Origin of the sequence: Pseudoflavonifractor capillosus (assembly GCF_016899775.1) — a bacterium.
Classification (GTDB): domain Bacteria; phylum Bacillota; class Clostridia; order Oscillospirales; family Oscillospiraceae; genus Lawsonibacter.
Genome location: NZ_JACJJE010000025.1, coordinates 20,367 through 43,983, shown reverse-complemented (window position 1 = coordinate 43,983; position 23,617 = coordinate 20,367). Strand labels below are relative to the sequence as shown.

Genomic DNA, 23,617 nt, shown 5'->3' with positions numbered 1-23,617 from the left:
GCCCCTATGGAAAGGCCGGAGAGTTCCCCGTATTTCGTAGGGGCGGGTGAGGGCACCCGCCCCTACGAAATACGGGGAACTCTCCGGCCTTTCCATAGGGGCCGGCCCGCAGGCGGCCTTTGGCCGCGCACCTCATCCGTCACGCTTCGCGTGACACCCCTGCCCCTTTTGTCCTTCGGCCATTTCTCCCTGTCAGGGAGAATCGGCCTTCCCCTTTAGGGGAAGGTGCCCCCGAAGGGGGCGGATGAGGTATCCCGTGTGTTGAACCGGGCGTGTTGGCTCGGAAGCGGCAGGCGCGGGAGCGGAACCGCACCAGTCCCAATTTTCCTCCTACTCAGGCCCCCAGTGGGGCCGGACGGGACCATACCCAGGCACTCCTGATTTTGCGCGCCGGAAATGTTCTGCCCACTTCAAGGGGTAACCCCCGTAAATGGGGTCCGGGGAAAGCGGTCCTATGGACCTAGGCGGAGCATAGCGGAGCCGTAGTCCATCGGCCGCGCCCCCGGTGGCGTTTTGGGTAATCTCTCTCGTACCTCCCGACGAAGCCCAACGAAGTGGGTTCGCCGGGAAGAGGAGGAGCAAGGGAACGAGCGCAGTTTTCGCCACCAGGCGGAAACGGAGTCGAGTGGACTTTGCGACGACGAGCCGCCATGGGCAAAGTAGGTCGCCGCCCGCGGGCGGCGAAATTCCCCCTGCGAGGAATGAAACCGCTCTATCATCGTCCCCTCATCCGTCACGGCTTCGCCGTGCCACCTTCCCCCCAGGGGGAAGGCTTTTGGGGGGAGCACCTCTCATCCCCGGGGGAGGGCTTTGGGGACAGCTACGCCCTACGGGCTCTGCTGTTTCTCCAGGTCCCTGGACAGTCCCCACAGCTGAAACAGCAGAAAGACCTGCACGCAGAAGGAGACCGCCATAAGCACCACCGCCAGGGCGGTGAGGGATACCACCAGATCGTAGCAGTACAGCGCCGTCTTGGCCGCCACAATCAGGGTCCGGGCGGTGCGCAGCCGTTTGACTCGCCGCCCCTCCCCCAGGACCTCCTGGGCCAGGGCGGCCAGGTCGGTGAGGAGCTGAAAATCGGTGTACAGGCTGATGACGGACAAAAGCAGGGTCAGCCAGCCGGGCGCCGCGGCCTCCAGGGCCGGGAGAAACTGGGTGAGGGAGTATACCCCCAGCACCCCGCAGAAGGGCTTCAGCAGCTCCAGAGAGGGCCGGGCGGGGGCGAGCGCGTCCACCCCCCGCCACAGGAACACCCAGCCGATGACATTGGCCAGCAAGGGGATGGTGACGTCGCTGCCCAAATTCAGGTTGAAGTCCAGGAGCAGGAAAAAGTACCCCCAAAAGACGCGCCGGGCGCCGGTGAACAGGTCCGCAGTATGGGTCATGGGGCCGCCTCCTCTCCGTCCAGGGGAAAGGTCCCGCCGTCGGGGGTGGTGTACCGGGGGGTGAGGGGGATCTGGAAGGGCTCCCCCGCCCCCTTCTGGACGGTGACGGTGTAAAAATCCGGGCCCGCGACCTCCTCCATGTCAGCTCCTAATCCTCCGCTTCCGCCGCCGCTGCCGGCTGAGGCGGTATAGGTCTCCCCCTGCTTTAAGAGGGGAATGGTATCAAAGTAGTAGAAGGTGGCGTGGTTCTGATACGTGCCCGTTCCATAGGAGAGGGTTGAGTAGGAACGGCCGCCCGAACTCCCGGAGGGCACAATCTCCGGGTCATGCCAGTCAGGTTCCACCCGGATCTGGATGTTATAGGGAGTCCCGCCGGGGTTGCCCACTTGGACGCGCAGGGACTGCTCGTAGCGGAAAAATTGGGCGTTGGGGACCGGGTCCTCCGGATCGGTGCCCTCCTCCTGCTGGGAGCCTGTCACCAGACCGGACCAGTTGAAGGAGCTGCTGCCGTCGAAATAGTCGTGCAGAGAGTCCAGGCCCAGGACCTCCCTGGTGTTCAGCAGACAGGTGGTGTGGGACAGCTCCACAGAGACGCCGTTGGCCTCTCCGGACCAGGTGATGGGGCCGTACAGCGGGGCGCTGCTGTGCTGGTTGAGCGGGGACTCCTCCAGTCCCTTCTCACAAAGCCCGGAGGTCTCCGCCAGCTTCTCCACCGTCCAGTAATCTCCGTCGGGCTGGACGCGGACGGTGTGGCACAGGTACTCCACCGGCCAGGGCTCCCCCTCCTCCGGCCAGAGGGGGTCATCGTTGCTTTTAAACTTCATATCCCGGAACCAGAACACCTGACACAGATAGCCGTCCCCGCCGTCGGAGGTCAACCCCCGGAACATCGGGCCGGTGCGCCAGCCGTATGCCGCCCTCCCACGATCCTGCTCCCAGCGCTCCAAAACGGCGGGCAGGTCCTCCTGGGGGGCACAGATGGTCCAGCACAGCAGTTCGTCGTAGATCCCGTCGTAAAACCGGTGGTACTCCCCCTTGCCGTAGGCGTCCAGGGCTCCAGCCACGGTTGTGGCCCGGTTCTGGGAGGCCAGGGCCAGGGTCTCGGCCACCAGCTCCGGTGCTATTTCGATCTCCTGTGAAGCTCGCACGGTGGTCTCTTCTCCCGCCGCCGACACGGGCACCCCCGCCACCAGAGACAGGGACAGGGCGAACACGATGCACCCGGACACCAGCCCCATCCCCTGGGGGAAGCGCTTGAAGCGGGCGATGGCCTCAATGCGGGCCTTCACCGCCCGGGCCCCGTTGGCCATGGTGGTGGCCCCGGGGGTGCGCACGGCCTTGTCGTCCGCCATGGCCAGGAGACAGCGGCCGTAGTCCCGGCGGTCCTCCCCCTCCAGCCGCTCCAGCACCCGCTGGTCGCACAGGGACTCCCGGTCGTTGCCGGTCTTGTCAAAGACGAACCAAAGAAACGGGTTGCACCAGTGGAGGCACCGGAGGGCGGTGGTGAGCCACCCGGCCCACACGTCCCGGTATTTCAGGTGGAGCAGCTCGTGGAGGACCACCTTTTCGTCCAGCGCCCAGCCCATGGGCAGGACCAGGGCGGGCCGGACCACCCCCACCACAAAGGGAGTGCGTGCCCAGCGACACTCCACCACCCGCCGGGGCATGGGGAGCTTGTACTCCTTGGCCAAGGCGGCGATGGTGTCCCGGCGCGCCCCCTCCACCGGCACGCCGCCCCGCACCCGCAGGGACAGCCGCACCGCGCTGACCACGAACCAGGCCGCCCATAAAACGACCCCCGCGCAGTAGATCAGGAACGCCCAGTCCGTCCAGGAGGCAGGGGCGCCCGCCGGCGGGCAGGGAGGCGGCAAAGGGGGTGCTGTAAGCCGAGTTCAGACCCAGCTCCACCCGGGTGCGCAGCGTCTCCACCCAGAACGTCACGTCCAGGACGGTGGGGCGGCCCCCAAAGCCCGCCGGCACCAGCAGCCGCAGGAGCAAGACAAGCCACACCCCGTACTGCCACCGGGGGGACAGCTTGTCCAGGAAGATGCGCTGGAGAATCAGCAGGAACAGGGCAACCAGCGAGGCAGCCGCCGTCTGCTGGAGAAACATCCAGATGTTTTCCATGCTACACCTCCATCTCGTCCAGCAGCTTCCGCAGCTCGTCCCGCTCCTCCCTGGTGAGGGAGGCGGAACGGAGAAAGGCGGCGGCCAGCTTTCCGGCCGAGCCCCCGTAGGCCCGGTCCATGAGGCTGCGCTCCTCCTGGGCGGCGCACTCCTCCAGGGTGACGGCGGCGGAGTACCGCCTGGGGCTGTGTTCGTCGGCGGACACCAGCCCCTTCCCCATCATCCGGGTCAGATAGGTGTGCACCGTGGTGCGGCTCCAGCCGGTGTCCCCCTCCAGGCGCTCCAGCACCTGGCCCAGGGTCTGGGGCCCTCCGGCCCACAGGGCGTTCAGCACCTTCCACTCGCTGTCGGTGAGCTTGGCCATTTCTTTCCCCTCCTACATGCGTAGTATCTTCTACTCCTATACTACATGTGTAGAATCATCCTGTCAAGGGCGGCGGCGATTTTCCTGAACTTTTGCTGAAAAAATCCGCCGGGGTCGAGAGACCCCGGCGGAACTGTCGGTAGGATTGCTGGAGAGGCGGCTTTACCGCTCCTCCCGGAAGTAGTTGAGGCCCAGTCCGGCGGGCTGCCCGCTGCCCTTCTGTCGGATGGAGGTGGCCACCAGCACGATGGCGGTGATGATAAAGGGCAGAGCCTGGTAGAGCTGAGAGGGCACCGCCCCCAGCCAGCCCAGAGTGTCCGGGAAGGCGGCGGCCAGGCTGCCCCCCGACACCCGCAGGGTGTTGAAGAAGCCGAACACGAAGGTGCCCAGGATGGCCAGGGCGGGGTTCCAGTTGGCGAAGATGACCAGGGCCACCGCGATCCAGCCGTAGCCGTTGATCCAGCAGCTGCTGTTGAAGGAGCCAGACATGTTCAGGCTCATGTAGTAGCCGCCGATGCCCATGATGCCGCAGCCCAGGCAGATGTGCAGGTACTTGTACCACTTCACATTGATGCCCACCGAGTCGGCGGCCCCGGGGTTCTCCCCCACCGCCCGCAGGCGCAGACCGGGGGTGGTGCGGTTCATGTACCACCACATGACCAGGGCGATGACCACCGCCAGATAGACCAGCATGTTGTGGCTGAACAGGCCGTTTCCGATCACCGGGATCTGGGACAGGCCGGGGATGGCGACGTCGGCAAAGCCGTTTTTGATGTTGGCGTAGTCGTTCATGGCGGGCCAGCTCACCGCCTTGACCCCGTTGCCCACAAAGAAGTAGACGCCCAGGCCGAAGGTGGTGAGGGTCAGGCCGGTGATATTCTGGTTGGCCTGGAGGGAGACGGTGAGGACGGCAAACAGCAGCCCGCACAGGGCCCCGGCCAGGAATCCGGTGAGGATGCCCAGGATCAGGTTGTTGGTCCAGCAGCCCACCAGATAGCCGAAGATGGCGCCCACGGCCATAATGCCCTCCACGCCCAGGTTCAGGCTGCCGGACTTCTCCACGGTGATCTCCCCCACCGTGCCGTACAGGAGCGGAATGTTATAGACCACAATGCTGTGCAGGAAGGTGGTAATGACTCCCAGCTTATCCATTTCCATTGCTGTTTCCCCCTTTCGCGGACGGTACCACCCGGAAGCGGGTGAAGAAATCGGCGGCAAGCACCAGGAAGAGGATGGCCCCCTGGAGCATGTCGGCAAAGCTGGAGTCCACCTGGGCGAAGGTGGCCGCGGCGGCGGCGGAGCCGTACTGGAGCACGCCGATGAGGGCGGACACCAGGAAGATGACTCCGGTATTCAGCTTGGCCAGCCAGGCCACAATGATGCCCGTCCAGCCCACGTCGTCGGTGATGGCGGTGGACAGGATGCCGGCGGTGCCCACCTTGAAGGCGGCGGCCAGGCCGATGAGGCAGGCGGACAGGAACACCGTGCGCAGGATGATCCGGTTCACCTTCATGCCGGCGTACCGGGCGGTGCCGATGCTGTCGCCCACCACGGCGATCTCATAGCCGTGCTTGGTGTATTTTAAGTAGAAGTAGATCCCCACGCCGATGAGGACGGCCAGGATCACACACACGTTCAGATGGAACTTTCCGATGGGGATGCCGGGGAACTCCGCCAGACTGCTGAAGCTGGTGAAGATGGGCCGGGCGGAGCTGGGCTCCAGGAAGAAGTTCCAGGCGGCCTTGGTCTCCCCCAGGAAGGTGATGAAGTACAGGGCCACATAGTTGAGCATCAGGGTGAGCAGGGTCTCGCTGGTGCCGAACTTCACCTTGAAGACGGCTGTGACCACCCCGTACAGCCCGGCGGCCAGCATGGCGGCCAGACACATGAGCACCAGGGTCAGCGGCTCAGGCAGCAGGGGTCCGGCCTGGAAGGCCACGGCGGCGGCGGCCACCGCCCCCAGAATGAACTGTCCCTCTCCCCCGATGTTCCAGAACCGCATCTTAAAGGCCAGGGACAGGGCCACCGAGGTGACCACCAGGGGGACAAACACCTTCAGATAGTTTTCAAAGGCCCGGTAGGCGATCTTGTTGCCCACCATGCCCATGGTGAACATGCGCCAGTAGTAGTCCACCGGATTCACGCCGATGGCCATGAGCACCACGGCCCCCAGGAGCAGGGCAATGACCACCGCGCCCAGGTAAAAGGTCAGACGCTTCCACAGGGGAAACGCGTCCCGCTTGACGATATGAAACCGCATGCCGCCTTACGCCTCCTTTCCCTCGTCCTCCGGCTGGTCCGGGACGATGTTGGTATCTCTTGCGATGCCCGCCGGCTTGTCCTCATACTTGTTGGACAGGTCCAGGGCGCCGGTCATCATCAGGCCCAGCTCCTCCTTGCTGGTCTTGTGGGCGTGGACCACGCCCATCATCCGGCCGTGGCACAGGACCATGATCTTGTCGCACAGGGCCAGCATCACGTCCAGGTCCTCGCCCACAAAGAGGATGCCCACCCCGTCCTGCTTCTGCTGGTTGAGGATGTGGTAGATGGCGTAGGAGGAGTTGATGTCCAGGCCCCGCACCGGGTAGGCGGTGATGAGCACGTTGGGCCCCGCCTTGATCTCCCGGCCCAGCAGGACCTTCTGCACGTTGCCGCCGGAGAGCAGGCGCACCGGGGTCTCGGTGGAGGGGGTGACCACCCCCAGCTCCTCAATCACGTGCTCCGCGTCCGCTCTCCCCAGCTTCCGGTCCACCAGGGGACCCTTGCTGTCCCCGTAGTTTTTCAGCAGCATGTTGTCGGTGATGGACATGGACGGGGCCAGGCCCATGCCCAGCCGGTCCTCGGGGATGAAGGACATGGAGATGCCCTTGTCCAGGATGGCCTTGGGGGACAGGCCCACGATGTTGTCCCCCTTGTGGATCATCTGTCCCGACTGGATGGGGCGCAGGCCGGCGATGGCCTCACACAGCTCCCGCTGGCCGCAGCCGGCGATGCCCGCCACCCCCAGGATCTCGCCGCCCCGGATGTAAAAGTTCACGTGATCGATGGCAGTGGCCCCCTCGTCGTTGAGGATGGTCAGGTCCCGGATCTCCAGCAGGGGCCGGGTCTTCTCCACCACCGGGCGTTCAATGTTCAGGTCCACCTTCCGGCCCACCATGTACTCGGTGAGCTCCTGCTCGTTGGTGGAGGCGGTGTCCACGGTGCCGATGTACTCCCCCTTGCGGAGGATGGCCACCCGGTCGCTCACCTCCAGCACCTCGTTGAGCTTGTGTGTGATGATGATGATGGAGTGTCCGTCCTCCTTCATCCGGCGGAGCACGCCGAAGAGCTTCTCGATCTCCTGCACGGTGAGCACGGCGGTGGGCTCGTCCAGGATGATGACCTTGGCCCCGTAGTAGAGCACCTTGATGATCTCCAGCGTCTGCTTCTCAGAGACGGCCATGCTCTCCACCTTTTTCCGGGGGTCCAGGTCAAAGCCGAAGCGCTTGGCGGTGTCGGCCACCTCCTGGTACCGGTCCCGGCCCAGGGAAAAGCCCGCCCCGCTCTTGCCCATCCAGATATTGTCCGCAGCGGAGAACACGTCCACCAGCTTGAAGTGCTGATGGACCATGCCGATGCCCAGCCGCTTGGCGTCCTCCGGAGAGGCGATGACGGCCGGCTTCCCATCCACCAGGATCTCCCCCTTGTCCGGGGCGTAGATGCCGGAGAGCATGTTCATCAGCGTGGTCTTGCCCGACCCGTTCTCTCCCAAGAGGGCCAGGATCTCCCCCTTTTTCAGGGTCAAATTCACATCCTTGTTGGCCACGACGCTGCCGAAGGTCTTGGTGATCCCCCGCATTTCAATGGCATAGGGCTGCTCTGCCATTGGCCTCACTCCTTTCTCCTGTGGTTCACAGTCCACACGGGACGGCGGGCAGAGATCTTCTTTTCTCTGTCCGCTCTCCCGCAGGGATTGCGGTGTTTGGGCTTTCTCCCCCTGTGTCTCGGCGGGGGCTTCGCCGCCCGCCTTCTAAAGCCCTCCCCTCGGGGGCCGACTCCCCTTGTCAAGGGGAGATGGCCGAAGGCCAGATGGGATAGGGAAGGTGGCCCCGAAGGGGCCGGATGAGGGGGCGATGATAGAACGCTTTTTGTAGGGCCCGATGCCCTCATCGGGCCGCTGGGCCCTGGGTTTGCAAAAATTGCCGCTGCTGCGGTTCCATTCCTGCGCCTGGGTGGTCCGAACCAACGTCCCGGGGTCGGTTTCCGCCGTAGGGGCGGGTGTCCTCACCCGCCCGCCTCGAAATGTTCTGATTGGCGCGTAGGGGCGGCCACATGGGGCCGCCCGTCCCCAGCCTTCTCCCCCTCAGGGGGGAAGGCGGCCCGAAGGGCCGGATGAGGGAGCGGTTGTCAGAAGGGGATGAAACCAAGATGCGCACCCTCATCAGTCAGCCTTCCGGCTGACAGCTTCCCCCTGGCAGGGGGAAGCCTTGGCGGGCGACCGTAAGGGTCGCCCCTACAAGATTTCCAAGAATGTGTGTGCAAATTGGGAAACGCGGGCGGCCTAGGTGTGCCGCCCCTACGGCGTTGGACGAAGAGAATCCCAGTCCTGGCGGGAGGCCCAAGGGCCTCCCCTACGCTTTCAGTTTCCCCAGAGGCGAAGCACAGCTTCGCACAAAGTTCTTTTGCGCCGCGTTTCTTGTTTCGCTGCGAAACGTGGCTTGATTGCACGTGAACGGCCCAGGCCGGCTTCTCTTGGCCTTCGGCCAATTCACCTTCAGAAAACCCTGACAGTTTCTCTCCGCGCCAAGTGCCGCCGCCCTGCGGCGGTTGCGCTTCGATGTGCCCTGCGGGGCTATCTTTCACACTATCTTTCCCTCCGAAACCTGATAGTTCCCCAGAGGCGAAGCGAAGCTTCGCACAAAGTTCTTTTGCCTACTTTTCTTTCAAGAAAAGTAGGGCAAGAAAAGTAAGGGCCGGCCGGAGTTCCGGCCGGCCCGGGCAATCACGCTATTTGCTCGGGGAAGCGCCTTAGTTGGCGTCCTCCACGCCCGCGACGAAGTAGTTCATGCTGCCGGTGATGACGGAGTCCTCCACAGACTCGCCGCCGGCGGCCACGATAACGGGATCACGCTCCACCAGAGTGCCGCTAGCGGTGTCGAACTCATAGCCGTCGCACAGCAGGTCGGCGTCCTCCTGCTCCACGGTGGTGGTGCCGTCCTCACCCACGGTGATGTGCAGCTTGGTGCCGCTGAACACGTCCCAATCGCCGGAGACGATGAGCTCCCGCACCTTCTCGATGGCGTCGGCAGTGCCGGGAGCCACAGTGGCCTCGTTCAGGGGGGAGACGTCCACGAAGCCCTCGGCCAGGCCGCCGTAGTAGGCGGGGCCGCCCATGGCGGTGACGAAGTTCTCCGCGCCGCCGCAGGTCATGGCGGCCTCGATGGCGGTGTGATAGTACACGTTCCAGTTCCAGATGGCGGCGGTCAAATGGGCCTGGGGAGCGTCGGCGGTCATGTCGGAGTTATAGCCGCAGCCGAACACACCCAGATCCTGAGCGGCGATCTGAGGCTGGGCGGAGTCGCAGTGCTGGGAGATGACGCCGCAGCCGAAGGACTGGATCAGCTCCCGGGCAAAGGCGCCCTCGTTCACCTCGTCGGCCCAGGCGCCCAGCTCCTTGACATACACGGTGGCGTCGGGGTTGACGGCCTGGACGCCCAGGGCGAAGCCGTTGATGCCGGAAGAGGTCTCGGCGTACTCACGGCCGTAGGCGGCCACATAGCCCACGTTGTTGTTGCCGGTCTCCAGGCTCTTGAGCCCGGCGGCGATGCCGGCCAGGTAGCGGGCCTGATAGGCGCGGCCGAAGTAGTTATTGAAGTTGGTCTCGTTGGACATATAGCCGGTGGCGTGGGAGAAGATCACGTCAGGATACTCCTCCGCCTTGTCGGCCATGGCCTGCATATATCCAAAGGAAATGCCGAAGATGATGTCGCAGTCCTCGCCCACCAGGGTGTCAATGGCGGTGGAGACGGCGTCGTAGTCCTCAGCCACCTCGTCCTGAACCACCAGCTGGGTCTCAGGATCCAGGCCCAGCTCCTCCATGGCGGTGGTGATGCCGTGGTTGTGGGCATAGGTATAACCGGCGGTGTCGCTCTTCTTGTTGATGTAGATGGCGCCCACCTTGAAGTCGGCGGGGTTGGCCGCGGCGCTGCCGTCGCCGGCGCTGCCGCTGCCCGCGGAGCCAGCGCTGGAGCTGTCGCCGCCGCAGGCGGCCAGGCCCAGGACCATGCCCAGAGCCAGGACAAATGCGAGAATTCTCTTCTTCATGTTTGAAGATTCCTCCTTTTTCTCATTGGGTTCGTTTCATGGATACTTCCTTCTTTATTAAAACCGCTTTGGGGCGGTTTTAACCATAATAAAAATACAGGGCGCGGGGTATTTCGCCGCCTCTTCTCTGTCCCGCCTTCCGGCTCCCTTTCTTTGTCAAGGGGCCAAATCCCCCCAAAAGCCTTCCCCTCGGGGGCCGACTCCCCTTGTCAAGGGGAGATGTCGCGAAGCGACAGAGGGGATAGGGAAAGGTGGCACGGCGAAGCCGTGACGGATAAGGGGGCAGGGTTCGGACTGCGTCCGTTGTACGCGGGGGATTTCGCCGCCTGCGGGCGGCGACCTTCTTTTTCCATGGCGAAAAAGAAGGCAAAACGCCACCGGGGACGCAGCCGATGGACTACGGCTCCGCTTCGCTCCGCCTAGGTCCATAGGACTGCTTTCCCCGGACCCCTATTACGGGAGTTACCCCTTGAGCCAGGCAAAAAATTTCCGGCGCGCAAAATCTGAGTGGCTTTCTGCGATTTCTTCCGGGCCACTGGGCCCTGGGTTTTTGGAAAATTGGAGTTGGCGCGATTCCACAACCGCGCCTGGGGTTGCCGAGCCAACATGCCTGGTCCGAAACACGGGATACCTCATCCGCCCCCTTCGGGGGCACCTTCCCCTAAAGGGGAAGGCTTTGGAATGCCCATCCCCCTGCCTTCCCCTTTAGGGGAAGGTGTCACGCGAAGCGTGACGGATGAGGTGAGCGGCCAAAGGCCGCCCGCGGCCGGTCTGGGACCAGCCCCTACGAGAAAAATGGGTCCGTTCCTGTATCCGTGTAGGGGCGGGTGCCCTCACCCGCCCGCCGTTCCCCCTGAGACGCACTTGAGCCCCGTCACGCTCAACGGCGCGCCAAAACGGGCCCTGCCCCTTCAACGCTTCTTTTTATTTTAAATGAAACGCAGTTTTGCACGCAGTTCTTTTGCCTGCTTTTCTTTCAAGAAAAACAGATTAATCCACAAACTCCACGCCGGTCTCTTCGCTCATGGACTTAATTCTTGCCAGGGACTCGATTCGCAGTCCCTCGGCGCGCAGGCGGTCGCCGCCGGGCTGGAAGGCCTTCTCAATGACGATGCCGGCGCCCACCAGCTCCGCCCCTGAGTCCTTCACCAGCTTGGCCAACCCCTCCAGAGCGGCGCCGTTGGCCAGGAAGTCGTCGATGAGCAGCACCTTGTCCCCAGGGCCCAGGAACTCCTTGGCCACGATGATGTCATACACCCGGCCGTGGGTGAAGGACTCCACCTTGGTGGTGTACACGTCGCCGGCGATGTTCTTGGTCTGGCTCTTCTTGGCGAAGATCACGGGACAGTGGAAATACTCCGCAGCCACGCAGGCGATGCCGATGCCCGAAGCCTCGATGGTGAGGATCTTGTTCACCTCACGGTCGGCGAACCGGCGCTTGAATTCCTTCCCGATTTCCGCAAACAGCTCCACATCCATCTGGTGGTTGAGAAAGCTGTCCACCTTCAACACATCGGTGCCCTTCACCTTTCCATCCCTGCGGATGCGCTCCTTTAAAAGCTCCATGGCTTGATACTCCTTCCTCCGCCGGACCCCGCCCCCGGCCTCTGCCGGAAAAGAACGGCGTGGCCCGGGAGATGCGGGCCACGTTCGATGGCGATACAGTATTATTCTACATGTTCCGGCACCGTTCTGCAATCCTTTTTTCCGGCTCCTTGGAAATTTTTCTATCTTTTTCTCCGTTTCCCCCCTCCCCGGCACGAACGGGGAGGCGCCCTTGTCGTTCTGTAAAGTTTTTTCCTTTACCCCATCTTCCCATTTTCTCCATCCAGTCCCGTTAAAATTTCCCTGGAAAAATTAGGAGTCTCTCGACCTGCTTCGCCCTTTTCTTTTCCATTATATGGTAAACTATAAATCAGAAGATTCCATATTTTTACATAGGAGGTCTTGTTATGCAGCTGCTGCGCAAAAAGGGGATGCTGGACAGCAACCGGGTGCTGTTTCTCCCCGTGGACGCCATCGCTCCCAACCCGGATCAGCCCCGGCGGGTGTTTCCCCAGCACGAGCTGGAGGAGCTGGCCGCCTCCATCCGCTCTCTGGGCCTGCTCCAGCCCCTCACCGTACGCCGTGGGGAGCGCGGCTGGGAGCTGGTGGCTGGGGAGCGCCGCCTGCGGGCGGCCAAGCTGGCCGGGCTCACCGAGGTCCCCTGCCTCTCCCTCCAGATCGACAGCCAGCGGTCCTCCCTGCTGGCCCTGGTGGAGAACCTCCAGCGGAGGGATTTGGACTTCTGGGAGGAGGCCCTGGCCCTGAACAAGCTCATCTCCACCTACCACCTCTCCCAGGAGGAGGCCGCCCGGCGCATCGGCAAGAGCCAGTCCGCTGTGGCCAACAAGCTGCGCCTGCTAAAGCTGCCCACGCCGGTGCTGGAGCGCCTGCGGGACGGGGGCGCCACCGAGCGCCACGCCCGGGCTCTGCTCCCTCTGGGGGACCCGGCCCTCCAGACCCAGGCGGCGGATACTATTTTAAAGGAGAAGCTCACCGTGGCCCAGACCGAGGCCCTGGTGGACCGGCTCCTCCACCCCTCCCTCCCTGCTCCCCCTGTCCGGCGGCCCCGCCGGGTCTTTGTAGTGAAGGACGTGCGGCTGTTTCTCAACTCCCTGAACCGGGGGATGGCCCTCATGCGTTCGGCGGGGGTGGACGCCCAGTGCAGCCGGGAGGACCGGGACGAAGAGATTTTGTTGACCATCCATATTCCCCGCCGGACCCAGGAGCATGTTTCACGTGAAACAAAACAATTGACAATTGACAGTTGACAATTGACAATTATTTCAGGGACGAAACTCCCCTGCCTCGCAGAGTGCCGGCAGCTTTATTGCGGATGTTCGCATTAAATGTCCACAGGTGAGACACACCATGCTATCTCGGTTGGTGAGACCGGTTCTCATGCAGTCTGCACTTCTGCTCCCTGCAATTTTTTGACCGTCTGTTTCTGTATACTTCTGTATATACATCCCATAATAAGGATATCCCCGCGGTCCGCCCTTGGCGGGCCGCACTGTTTTATTTCTCACGGTTCGTCCGAGGCAGACGGTCCCCGTCCCCGGACAAATTGTCAACTGTCCATTGTCAATTGTCAATTGATACGTTTCACGTGAAACATTTTTTGCTCCCCTTTCCCAGAAAAAAGCGGTCAACAGCTTGCAACCCCCTTCCCAGGTTGATATAATAGGGTTCTGGTATCACACCTTATTTCATAAGGCGGCGATCGGATGATCTCTTTATTAAAGGAGGCACTCTATGGCAGCAAGCATCATTGCCGTCGTCAACCAGAAGGGCGGAGTGGGCAAGACCACTACCGCCGTCAACATCACCGCGGCCCTGCGGGCCATTGGGAAGCGCACCCTGCTGTGCGACTTCGACCCCCAGGCCAACGCCACCTCGGGCATGGGGGTGGACAAGAACACCGCCTCCCCCAACGTGTATGACGTCCTCATCAACGGGGCGGAGCCGGAGAAGGCGGTGGTCTCTACCAAGTACGGGGACGTGCTCCCCTCCAACAAGGCCCTGGCCGGGGCGGGCATTGAGATGATCGCCATTCCCGACCGGGAACACCTGCTGAAAAACGCCCTGGAGCGGCTGGCCCCCAACTACGACTATATCTTCATTGACTGCCCCCCCTCCCTGGAGCTGCTCACCGTCAACGCCCTGTGCGCCGCCGGTTCCCTGCTGGTCCCCGTCCAGTGCGAGTACTACGCCCTGGAGGGCCTCAGCGACCTGCTGGCCACCGTCCGCCTGGTGAAGCGGGGCCTGAACCCCAAGCTGGCCATGGAGGGCGTGCTGCTCACCATGTTTGACAGCCGCACCAACCTGTCCCTCCAGGTGGCGGAGGAGGTCAAGCGCCATTTCCCCGGCCAGGTGTACGCCACCGTCATCCCCCGAAACGTGCGCCTCTCCGAGGCCCCCAGCCACGGCATGCCGGTTCTGGACTACGACTCCCTCTCCCGGGGAGCGGAGGCCTACCGGTCCCTGGCCGAGGAGATCGCGGCAAAACACAGTGTGCTGAATTAGGATTGAGGAATTAGGAATGAGGAATTTCCCCTATTCCTACAGGTTGCCCGGTTTGGACGCCAAAATTCCTAATTTCTAACTCCTAATTCCTAATTCTACAAACGAGGAAGGAGTTTATATGGCGAAACGAAAGACAGAATTGGGCCTGGGGCGGGGCCTGAACGCTCTGTTGGGGGACCCGGAGCTCTCCGCCTCCGGCGAGGGGTCCGTCTCCCTCCCCATCTCCCAGGTGGAGCCGGGACTGAATCAGCCCCGGAAGCGCTTCGATCCGGAGTCCCTTTCCGATCTGGCGGACTCCATCCGCATCCACGGCGTGATCCAGCCTGTGACGGTGCGCCGCCTGGCCTCGGGCTACTACCAGATTATCGCCGGGGAGCGCCGCTGGCGGGCGGCCAAGCAGGCGGGCCTGGATGAGATTCCGGCGGTCATCATTGAGGCCGACGACCGGAAGGTCATGGAGATCGGCCTCATTGAGAACCTCCAGCGGGAGGATCTGAACCCCGCCGAGGAGGCCCGGGGCTACCAGACCCTCATGGAGGAGTACGGCCTCACCCAGGAGCAGGTGGCCGAGCGCATGGGCAAGTCCCGCCCCGCCGTCACCAATACCCTACGGCTGCTGGCGCTCCCGGAGGATCTATTGACCATGGTGGAGGAGGGCACCCTCTCCGCCGGCCACGCCCGGGCCATTCTGGGGGCGCCCACCCAGGCCCTCCAGCGGGAGGTGGCCAAGCACGTGGTGGAGCGCGGCCTGTCCGTCCGTCAGACGGAGGCCCTGGTCAAAACCATTCAAAAGCAGCAGGAGCGGCCCAAGGAGAAGGGCCGGGACGAGATCTCCCTCTATCTTGGGGAGCTGGAGAAGTCCCTGTCCGGCCGGCTGGGCCGCAAGGTGACCATCTCCCACCACGGCAAAAAGGGTAAGGTCCAGCTGGAGTATTACAGCAGCGAGGATCTGGAGGTCCTGCTGACCCTGCTGGACCAACAGCACGGAGAGGGGGCGGAGCACTATGGCTGAGAAGCCGTCCTCCAAGGGGAAGCAGGAGGAGATAACAGAGACGGAGTCCCCCTCCCCTGCCCCCCAGCCGGAACAGCCGGAGAAGGCCCCGGAGAAGCCCCCCGCCTACGTGCCTCCCGCCACCCGGGAGAAGCGGCAGCGTTCGGTGGTCCACTATATCGCCATCCTGTTTGCCGCCGCCTTCCTGCTGATGCTCATGGCCTACCTCATGGACCAGCGGCAGAACCAGGCCATGAACGACCTGAACCAGTCCCTCACCGGCCTCCAGGACTCCCTCACCGACCAGAGTTCCCTCCAGGACATCTATGAGGACAACATGCAGCTGATCCAGCAGGTGGGCCAGCTGGAGGAGCAGGTGAAGCAGCTGGAGGAGGACAAGCAGTCCCTCAGCAGCCAGCTGTCCGACCAGGAGAAGGCCAGCCAGGCCATGGACTGGTTCTGGCAGATCGACGAGGCCTACGTCCTGGGGCGGTACTCCCTGTGTCGGGAGCTGATCCAGGAGATCCAGGACGCGGGGTTGGTGGACTACCTCCCCAAGGAGAGTATCACCGACAACGGGCGGTTTTCGCCCTCCGGGCGGTATCAGGAGATTTACGAGGCGCTGTATTGATCTTTTATGCAGGAGGTTTCGCCGCCTGCGGGCGGCGACCTACTTTGCCCATGGTGGCAAAGTAGACAAAACGCCCCCGGGGCCGACTCCCCTTATCAAGGGGAGATGTCCCGAAGGGACAGAGGGAATAGGGACCGGCTCCAAATGAGCACTTCGTGCTCATAGTCGCCTTTCCCCGGACCCCGTTTTACGGGAGTCTCTCCTGAGAAGTTCAGCAAAATTTCCGGCGCGCAAAATCAGGAGTGCTTGGGTGCGGTTCCGCCCGGCCCCACTGGGGGCCTGAGCAGGAGGAAATTTGGGACTGATGCGATTCCGCTCCTGCGCCTGGCTTTGCCGAGCCAACGATCCCGCCCGTTTTCCGCCGTAGGGGCGGCTATCAGCCGCCCGCAAGCCTTCCCCCTCCAAGGGGGAAGGCCGATTCCCCCTGTCAGGGGGAAATGGCCGAAGGCCAAAAGGGGTAGGGGGGCTGGCCGTTAGGCCAGACGGATGAGGGTGCCCTCGTGGCACGCATACCCCCGCCCAAACTAAGGGCAGCTTCCAGGTCCCCCGTAGGGGCGGGTGTCCTCACCCGCCCGACGTAGGCAAACCCCACCTGTAGGGGCGCTATCACCCGCCCGCCGATCCCCTGAGCCGCACTTGAGCCCAAGCAACTCAAAAGGCGCGCTGTCCACCGATAGAAGCAACTCCCAAAGGTTACCGCCCTCTCAGCGGCAGCGGTCATAGAACGGGAACCATTCAGCTGAGCCACCCGCGCCTTTGCGTTGACTGCCTTGGTCGCCTAATTGGCGGCCCCCGTAAGCGGGGGCCCGGGGGCCGACTCCCCTTGTCAAGGGGAGATGGCCGAAGGCCAGAGGGGATAGGGAATGCGAATATGGGCACGCCAGTGCCCATCCTGAGCCGTCCCCCGGCGATCCTCAAGGTGAATTGCCCCGAAGGGGCAAGAGAGGGTGGCCTGGGCCATTGGTTTCTTTCCCATCGCTGGGAAAGAAACTCGCCCCGCAGGGCGAAACCCCGCGTAACGGCGCGCCCTACAAAACAAGGGAAACAAATCCTGCCGCCGGGGCGGCGAAATCCCCCAAAAGAAAACCCATGTTTCACGTGAAACCTCCCCTCCCCTATTCCCACAAACCAACACATTATTATCAAATTTAAGGAGTGTTCCAAAATGCTGGACATCAAGCTGATCCGGGAGAATCCCGATCTGGTAAAAGAAAACATCAAGAAGAAGTTCCAGGACCAGAAGCTGCCCCTGGTGGACGAGGTGCTGGAGCTGGACAAGGAGAACCGGGCCGTTATGGCCGAGGCCCAGGAGCTGCGCTCCGCCCGGAACAGCCTGTCCAAGCAGGTGGGCATCCTCATGGGCCAGTCCAAGAAGGACCCCTCCAAGCTGGCGGAGGCCGAGGAGGCCAAGGCCAAGGTGAAGGCCAACGCCGACCGTCTGGCCGAGCTGGAGGCCAAGGAGACTGAGCTGGCCCAGAAGATCCGCAAGATCATGCTCCAGATCCCCAACATCATCGACCCCTCCGTGCCCATCGGCCCCGACGACAGCTGCAACGTGGAGGTCCAGCGCTTCGGCGAGCCGGTGGTGCCCGACTTTGAGATCCCCTACCACACCCAGATCATGGAGTCCTTCAACGGCATCGACATGGACGCCGCCGGCCGGGTGTCCGGCAACGGCTTCTACTACCTCATGGGCGACATCGCCCGCATCCACGAGGGGGTGCTGGCCTACGCCCGGGACTTTATGATCAACAAGGGCTTCACCTTCTGCATCCCCCCCTTCATGATCCACGGCAACGTGGTGGAGGGCGTCATGTCCCAAACCGAGATGGACGCCATGATGTACAAAATCGAGGGCGAGGACCTGTACCTGATCGGCACCTCGGAGCACTCCATGATCGGCAAGTTCATCGACCAGATCATCCCCGAGGAGTCCCTGCCCCAGACCCTCACCTCCTACTCCCCCTGCTTCCGGAAGGAGAAGGGTGCCCACGGCATCGAGGAGCGGGGCGTCTACCGCATCCACCAGTTTGAGAAGCAGGAGATGATCGTGGTCTGCAAGCCCGAGGACTCCATGAAGTGGTATGAGCAGATGTGGAAGTACTCCGTGGAGCTGTTCCGCTCCCTGGACATCCCTGTGCGCCAGCTGGAGTGCTGCTCCGGCGACCTGGCCGACCTGAAGGTGAAGTCCTGCGACATCGAGGCCTGGTCCCCCCGCCAGCAGAAGTACTTCGAGGTGTGCTCCTGCTCCAACCTGGGCGACGCCCAGGCCCGCCGCCTGAAGATGCGGGTGAAGGGCGAGAAGGGCACCTATCTGCCCCACACTCTGAACAACACCGTGGTGGCCCCTCCCCGTATGCTCATCGCCTTCCTGGAGAACAACCTCCAGGCCGACGGCTCCGTGAAGATCCCTGAGGCTCTGCGGCCCTACGTGGGAGGCATGGAGGTCATGGTGCCCAAGAAATAAGATTTGATTGCAGGGGAATTTCGCCGCCTGCGGGCGGCGAGTTCCTTTGCCCATGGCGGCAAAGGAACCAAAACGCCACCGGGGACGCGTCCGATGGGCTACGGCTTCACTCTGTTCCGCCTAGGCCCATAGGCCGCTTTCCCCGGACCCCAATACGGGGGTTATCCCTGCGGCTTGGCATAAAATTTCCGGCGCGCAAAATCTGAGTGACGATCTAAACTCCCGCCGGGCCATTGGGCCCTGGGTATGCAAAAATTGTCGCTGTTGCGGCTCCACAACCGCGCCTGGCTCTGCCGAACCAACGCTCCCGATCCGTTTGCTGCCGTAGGGGCGGGTGTCCTCACCCGCCCGCTCCGAAATGTTTCGATCTGCCCGTAGGGGCGGCCCCGTGTGGCCGCCCAAAAGCCTTCCCCCTAGAAGGGGGAAGGTGCCGAGCGCAGCGAGGCGGATGAGGGTGCTCTCTCGAAAGGTCGCTCTTAGAGCAAGAGAAAGCCCTCCAAATATCCCTCTCCCGCTAAAGTCCCCCCTTGTCAAAAGGGGGGCGCAAAGCGGCGTGGGGATTCCCTTTCCCAGAGATCATTCACGGCGCGCTCTTTTTTCTCTGTATGGGCGGCACACCGGGGCGCCTGGAAACGGCCCGATGGGGGCATCGGGCCCTACAGCAGATCGAATGCACCTTCGGATATGCCGCAGGGGCGCACAGTGTGCGCCCGTGGGCCGCCGAGGTCGTCGGCCCCTACGGCAAAACCGGAAGCTCCCCCTGAATTTCGTAGGGGCGGCACACCTGGGCCGCCCGCCGTTTCCCTGCGCCGGGCGGCGAAATTCCTACCGCCCCGCCAGCGCCCCCAGCTTGATCCCCAGCACCAATCCCCGCCGGAAGGACAAACGCTCCCTCTCCTCCCCTGCCTCCTCCTGATTGCACAGAAGGGTTTCCAACCACTTTCGCTCCTCCCTGGAGAGCCGCTGTTCCAACTCCGCTTGGGCCCGGCGCTGGTGGTCCAGGGCCATCTGGTAGTCCTCTTTTTCCTCCGCCGCCAGGTAAGGAGACAGGTCCCCGTCATAATCAAAGGAGTAGAGCGTATCAAACAGCTGTAACATGATCCATTCATCCTTTCGCTCATATTTAAGCGATTTCATTTTATCAGCTCATTTTTGAGCTGTCAATAGGAGAACACCCATGGAAGCAGATTTTCCCACCCGCCTGCGGGAGTGCCGCAAAAAGGCGGGCCTCAATCAGGAGGACGCCGCACGGCAGATCGGAATTGCCTATTCCACCTACCGCAGGTATGAGCAAGGCGGCACCGTCCCGGACCTGCTGACCGCGTCCAAGCTGGCCGACTTTTATGAAGTCTCCCTGGACTTCCTAGCCGGGCGGAGCAACCAACCTACATAATTTTATAATACGTATAAATTATATAGAATAATACGATTTGTTTTACCGTTCTGGAGCGATCTGCGCCCCTCCAAACCCTATCGGAGGTCATTTTTCCCCCTGAAATCCGCTCCAGACGGGCGATGGTCTGGAACCCCTTGGGGCTCAAGGGATTCCGGAGAGAACAAAACCGGGAGGAATCCACCATGGCGGAAAAAAAGCGCCTGAGCGAGCTGTCCGTTTTAAATCTGCTTTTTTGCTGTCTGGTCATCTGGATTCACTGCTCCAGCCAACCTGTTTTGGTGTTGGACCACAGCAGCTGGCAGTTTGGACTGATGATCTGTCTCCAGAGACTGGCCTTTGTGTCGGTCACGGGTTTCTTCTTTCTCAGCGGAGTCAAACTGACGCTGCCTACGGATCCTCCCCCGTTGGGCCGGTACTGGCGCCGGCGTGTCCAGGCTATCTTTCTGCCCTATCTGCTGGCGGTGGCGGTCTATTATATGTACTTCATGCGCCACGGCTATTTTGGGTTCTCCCTCCCCGATCTCATCGGGTACGCCATCCGGGGGGACCTGTCCGCCCCCTTCTACTTTTTGGTGGCTCTGGCCCAGTTTGTGGTGCTGGTTCCCCTGTTTCGGTGGCTGGCCCGGCGGTGGTCACCGGTGATTCTTCTCCCCATAGCTCTGGGGATCACCCTGCTCAGCGCCCAGTACCTGAACGACATGCTCCACCTCCTCTCCCCTGCCCTGAACTTCGCCTATGGGGACCGCATTTTCACCACCTATCTGGTCTACTATCTGGCTGGCTGCTGCGCGGGGCAGTGTTATCAGGAGTTTGTGGAGCTGCTGCAAAAGAACCTGCGCCTGCTAGTGGGCTGCGCTCTGTTTCTCATGGCGGCGGACGCGTATTGCAGCTGGCAGCATTTTGTAAACGGACAGCCTGTCCCCTTCCTGGAGACGCTCCACACCCTGTATCAGCTCGCCGCCATTCCCGCCCTGTACGCCCTGGCGCTGCGGTTTCCCATCCGCCTGCCGCCCCTTGCCCAGAAGATGGACCGGGCCAGCTTCCTGGTCTATCTGTATCATTCGCTGCTCATCACCTGGTTCAACGACTTTATCCCCCATTTGGGCATTACGAAGGTATCCCTCCAGTTTCTTCTCCGGGTCGCCTTTATCTACCCGGTCACCTTCCTGCTGTGCATTCTGTGGCAGTGGGGATACGGTCGGGGCAAGAAAATCCTGGGCTCCCGCGCTGCGGCAGTCCGATAAAACATCCATTCTGTGCAAGCATCAATAAAAAGGAGACGCCCATGTCTGACAATAAAAAGCCGGAGCAGCATACTCCGGAGGGCTACACCCCCGCCTCCCCGGTGAAGCGCACCCTGGCCTGGATCGCCCTGGCCTATGTGCTCATCGGCCTGGCCCTCACCACCTTTTACTTTTTCAACGGATACATGCTGGGCAACCTGGGCCCCCTGCTGACGGTCCCCGGCCTCATCGGTCTGGGCGCCCTGGGGCTGGTGAGCTGGCGCTCCACCGGGCGGCCGGGGAAGGTCGCCGCCATCCTGCTGGCCATTTTGTGCTGGGCCGCCGCCCTGGCCACCCTGCCCATCGGGATCGTGGGCCTGCTGTCCAATTTTGGGAGGTAACGGGATGAAAGAGATCATTCGCGACGGCTTGGCGGAGCTGGGCCTGCTGGACCAGGTGCCCCCCGAGGCCCCGGAGCAGCTGGCCGAGTACGGCCGCCTCATGCTGGAAAAAAACCAGGTGATGAACCTGACCGCCATCACCGACCCGGAGCAGGCGGCCCGCCTCCACATGCTGGACAGCGCCGCCCTGCTTTTGTGCGCCGATTTTCAGGGCGAGAAAACCCTCATCGACGTGGGCACCGGGGCGGGCCTGCCCGGACTGCCCCTGAAAATTCTGGTCCCCTCCCTCCAGGTCACCCTGCTGGACAGCCTGGGCAAGCGGGTGGACTGGCTCAACGAAGTGTGCGCCCAGCTGGGGCTGGAGGGCATCCAGGCCATCCACGCCCGGGCCGAGGAGCAGGCCCTGGTGAAGGGATACCGGGACAGCTTCGACTTTGTCACCGCCCGGGCGGTGGCCCAGCTGCGCCTGCTGGGGGAGCTGTGTCTGCCCTATGTGAAGGTGGGCGGGCAGTTCCTGGCCATGAAGACCACCGAGTCCGCCTCCGAGGTGGAGGAGGCCGCCCACTGCATCAAGCTGCTGGGGGGCCGGGCCGAGGAGCCGGTGGACTATGCCATCCCCGGCACCCAGGTCACCCACCGGCTCCTCCCCATCCGGAAGCTGGCCCCCACCCTGAAGGGCTACCCCCGCCGGTGGGCCAGGATTCAAAAGCAGCCCCTGTGACCCGCATCCAGCCGCTTTTGCCCATTGCGCGGAGCTTTTCCGGGATTTTTTTAACAAAACCATTAAAATCATGCAAAATTTTTTCAAAAAACCATTGACGAACCTAGGATTTGTGATAGACTTAACTTGGTGAGATAGGAGGAATTCCATGGGAACTGTCATCACCGTCACCTCCGGCAAAGGGGGGACGGGCAAGACTACGGTCACCGGAGGAGTGGCCTCCTGTCTGGCCCGGCTGGGAAAAACCGTGCTGTGCATCGACATGGACATCGGCCTTCGGAACCTGGATATTTCGCTGGGACTCAGCGATCGGGCGCTGATGGACTTTGCCGACGTGGCCCTGGGGAACTGTCCCCTGGCCCGGGCCGCCGTGTCCCACCCGGACCTGCCCAACCTGTCCCTGCTCACCGCCCCCATGCGTCTCCCGCCCCACGTGACGGCGGGCAGCATTCGGGCGCTGCTGCGCACGGCCCGGGACCGGTACGACTATATTTTCATCGACTGTCCCGCCGGACTGGGGCCCGGCTTTCAGCTGGCTACCTGCGGCGCCGACCGGGCGCTGGTGGTGGCCACCAACGACGCCTCCTCCCTGCGGGATGCCCAGCGCGCCGTGGAGGAGCTGTACCATCTCCGCCAGGTCCATCTGGTGATGAACCGCATCCAGCCCAAGCTGCTGCGGGAGCTGCGCACTACCATCGACGACGCCATGGACGCCGCCGGACTGCCCCTCATCGGGGTGATCCCAGAGGACCGGCGGGTCATTCTGGCCGCCAACATGGGCCGCCCCCTGATTCTGGAGGGCCGCCGGGGCGCGGCCAACGCCTGTCTGAATATTGCCAAACGAATTGAGGGATACCGGGTGCCCATTATGCGCATCCGCTGATCCTCCAGCATGATATAAGGAGGTAACCGCCATGAACATCGCCCTTATGTGCCACAACCGCAAACAGGAGCTGATGGTCCAATTCTGCACCGCCTACTGCGGGGTCCTGTCCAAGCACACCGTCTGCGCCACCAATGCCACGGGGCGTATGGTGGCGGAGGCCACCGGCCTGCCGGTCAACCTGTTCCTGTCCCACGAGCACGGCGGCATCGAGCAGATCGGCCAGCGCATCATTTACAATGAGATCGACATGGTCCTGTTCTTCAACTACCCCAAGGACACCGACATGGACGACAGCGTCATGTATATCTCCCGCCTATGTGACGAGCACTCCGTCCCCCTGGCCACCAACGTGGCCACCGCCGAGCTGCTCATTCACGGCCTGGCCCGGGGCGACCTGGACTGGCGCATCGGCATGAACCCCAACCGGGTGCCCTTCGCCCTGTAAGTTTTCCACATTTCCTTGACTTTTTGGGGAAAATAGGGTAGCATATCAGCGTTCACCGCCACGACGGCGCATGAGTAACCGGGATACCGCCGGACAGAGAGAGGTCCCACGGGCAGCCGCCCCAGGTTGAGAGGACCCCACGGAGACGGACCCGGCCAAAGACGGCGCCACCAGCGGGCCTGGAGACAGGCGCGGCTCCCCCGCCGCAA

The 23,617-nt window shown here is 62.7% G+C and carries 20 protein-coding genes; 11 read left to right on the top strand and 9 right to left on the bottom strand.

Annotated features, from left to right (window positions below):
- Positions 1 to 827 precede the first annotated feature (827 nt).
- The 8 genes from H6B31_RS09435 to H6B31_RS09400 all read right to left on the bottom strand — a co-directional run bounded on the left by H6B31_RS09435 (position 828) and on the right by H6B31_RS09400 (position 11,745).
- Positions 828 to 1,385, bottom strand: a complete 558-nt coding sequence (locus H6B31_RS09435; RefSeq protein ID WP_204898284.1) for a hypothetical protein — start codon at positions 1,383 to 1,385, stop codon at positions 828 to 830.
- Positions 1,382 to 3,256: a M56 family metallopeptidase gene (locus H6B31_RS09430; protein ID WP_204898283.1), complete on the bottom strand. Its 1,875-nt coding sequence runs from the start codon at positions 3,254 to 3,256 to the stop codon at positions 1,382 to 1,384. The genes H6B31_RS09435 and H6B31_RS09430 overlap by 4 nt, the downstream gene beginning before the upstream one ends.
- A gap of 257 nt (positions 3,257 to 3,513) precedes the next feature.
- A complete protein-coding gene (locus tag H6B31_RS09425; protein WP_204898282.1) occupies positions 3,514 to 3,876 on the bottom strand; it encodes a BlaI/MecI/CopY family transcriptional regulator in 363 nt (120 codons plus the stop codon).
- 162 nt (positions 3,877 to 4,038) lie between these two features.
- Positions 4,039 to 5,034, bottom strand: coding sequence for an ABC transporter permease (locus tag H6B31_RS09420; RefSeq protein WP_243418963.1), 996 nt, complete (start codon positions 5,032 to 5,034; stop codon positions 4,039 to 4,041).
- Positions 5,021 to 6,136, bottom strand: coding sequence for an ABC transporter permease (locus H6B31_RS09415; RefSeq protein WP_204898281.1), 1,116 nt, complete (start codon positions 6,134 to 6,136; stop codon positions 5,021 to 5,023). The genes H6B31_RS09420 and H6B31_RS09415 overlap by 14 nt, the downstream gene beginning before the upstream one ends.
- Positions 6,137 to 6,142: 6 nt before the next feature.
- Positions 6,143 to 7,741, bottom strand: coding sequence for an ABC transporter ATP-binding protein (locus tag H6B31_RS09410; RefSeq protein WP_204898280.1), 1,599 nt, complete (start codon positions 7,739 to 7,741; stop codon positions 6,143 to 6,145).
- Between the two features lie 1,142 nt (positions 7,742 to 8,883).
- On the bottom strand, positions 8,884 to 10,179 hold the full coding sequence (locus H6B31_RS09405; RefSeq protein WP_204898279.1) for a BMP family ABC transporter substrate-binding protein: 1,296 nt from the start codon (positions 10,177 to 10,179) through the stop codon (positions 8,884 to 8,886).
- Between the two features lie 990 nt (positions 10,180 to 11,169).
- Positions 11,170 to 11,745 (bottom strand): xanthine phosphoribosyltransferase, encoded by a 576-nt coding sequence (locus H6B31_RS09400; RefSeq protein WP_204898278.1) that lies wholly within the window; start codon positions 11,743 to 11,745, stop codon positions 11,170 to 11,172.
- 386 nt (positions 11,746 to 12,131) lie between these two features.
- Between H6B31_RS09400 and H6B31_RS09395 the strand changes: the two genes are divergently transcribed.
- From H6B31_RS09395 to serS, 5 genes are all read left to right on the top strand, one after another.
- Positions 12,132 to 12,992: a ParB/RepB/Spo0J family partition protein gene (locus H6B31_RS09395; protein ID WP_204898277.1), complete on the top strand. Its 861-nt coding sequence runs from the start codon at positions 12,132 to 12,134 to the stop codon at positions 12,990 to 12,992.
- 484 nt (positions 12,993 to 13,476) lie between these two features.
- Positions 13,477 to 14,247 carry a ParA family protein gene (locus H6B31_RS09390; protein WP_204898276.1) on the top strand — a complete coding sequence of 257 codons (771 nt, stop codon included), beginning with the start codon at positions 13,477 to 13,479 and terminating at the stop codon, positions 14,245 to 14,247.
- Positions 14,248 to 14,365: 118 nt separating this feature from the next.
- Positions 14,366 to 15,259, top strand: coding sequence for a ParB/RepB/Spo0J family partition protein (locus tag H6B31_RS09385; protein ID WP_204898275.1), 894 nt, complete (start codon positions 14,366 to 14,368; stop codon positions 15,257 to 15,259).
- The gene (locus H6B31_RS09380) at positions 15,252 to 15,869 is read left to right on the top strand and encodes a hypothetical protein (RefSeq protein WP_204898274.1); all 618 of its coding nucleotides are present in this window, start codon (positions 15,252 to 15,254) and stop codon (positions 15,867 to 15,869) included. The genes H6B31_RS09385 and H6B31_RS09380 overlap by 8 nt, the downstream gene beginning before the upstream one ends.
- Before the next feature lie 1,165 nt (positions 15,870 to 17,034).
- Entirely contained in the window at positions 17,035 to 18,336 is a 1,302-nt protein-coding gene (gene serS, locus H6B31_RS09375) for a serine--tRNA ligase (protein WP_204898273.1), read from the top strand.
- Positions 18,337 to 19,161: 825 nt separating this feature from the next.
- Here the strand turns inward: serS and H6B31_RS09370 are convergent.
- Positions 19,162 to 19,434 carry a DUF6809 family protein gene (locus H6B31_RS09370; protein ID WP_204898272.1) on the bottom strand — a complete coding sequence of 91 codons (273 nt, stop codon included), beginning with the start codon at positions 19,432 to 19,434 and terminating at the stop codon, positions 19,162 to 19,164.
- A 79-nt stretch (positions 19,435 to 19,513) separates the two neighbouring features.
- Between H6B31_RS09370 and H6B31_RS09365 the strand changes: the two genes are divergently transcribed.
- From H6B31_RS09365 to H6B31_RS09340, 6 genes are all read left to right on the top strand, one after another.
- Entirely contained in the window at positions 19,514 to 19,729 is a 216-nt protein-coding gene (locus tag H6B31_RS09365; protein WP_204898271.1) for a helix-turn-helix transcriptional regulator, read from the top strand.
- Positions 19,730 to 19,914: 185 nt separating this feature from the next.
- On the top strand, positions 19,915 to 20,976 hold the full coding sequence (locus H6B31_RS09360; RefSeq protein WP_204898270.1) for an acyltransferase: 1,062 nt from the start codon (positions 19,915 to 19,917) through the stop codon (positions 20,974 to 20,976).
- A 41-nt stretch (positions 20,977 to 21,017) separates the two neighbouring features.
- Entirely contained in the window at positions 21,018 to 21,356 is a 339-nt protein-coding gene (locus tag H6B31_RS09355) for a hypothetical protein (RefSeq protein ID WP_204898269.1), read from the top strand.
- A 4-nt stretch (positions 21,357 to 21,360) separates the two neighbouring features.
- Positions 21,361 to 22,077, top strand: a complete 717-nt coding sequence (gene rsmG, locus H6B31_RS09350) for a 16S rRNA (guanine(527)-N(7))-methyltransferase RsmG (RefSeq protein WP_204898268.1) — start codon at positions 21,361 to 21,363, stop codon at positions 22,075 to 22,077.
- A 148-nt stretch (positions 22,078 to 22,225) separates the two neighbouring features.
- Positions 22,226 to 22,960: a septum site-determining protein MinD gene (gene minD, locus H6B31_RS09345; RefSeq protein ID WP_204898267.1), complete on the top strand. Its 735-nt coding sequence runs from the start codon at positions 22,226 to 22,228 to the stop codon at positions 22,958 to 22,960.
- Positions 22,961 to 22,991: 31 nt separating this feature from the next.
- Positions 22,992 to 23,408, top strand: a complete 417-nt coding sequence (locus H6B31_RS09340; protein WP_204898266.1) for a methylglyoxal synthase — start codon at positions 22,992 to 22,994, stop codon at positions 23,406 to 23,408.
- Positions 23,409 to 23,617: the final 209 nt, after the last annotated feature.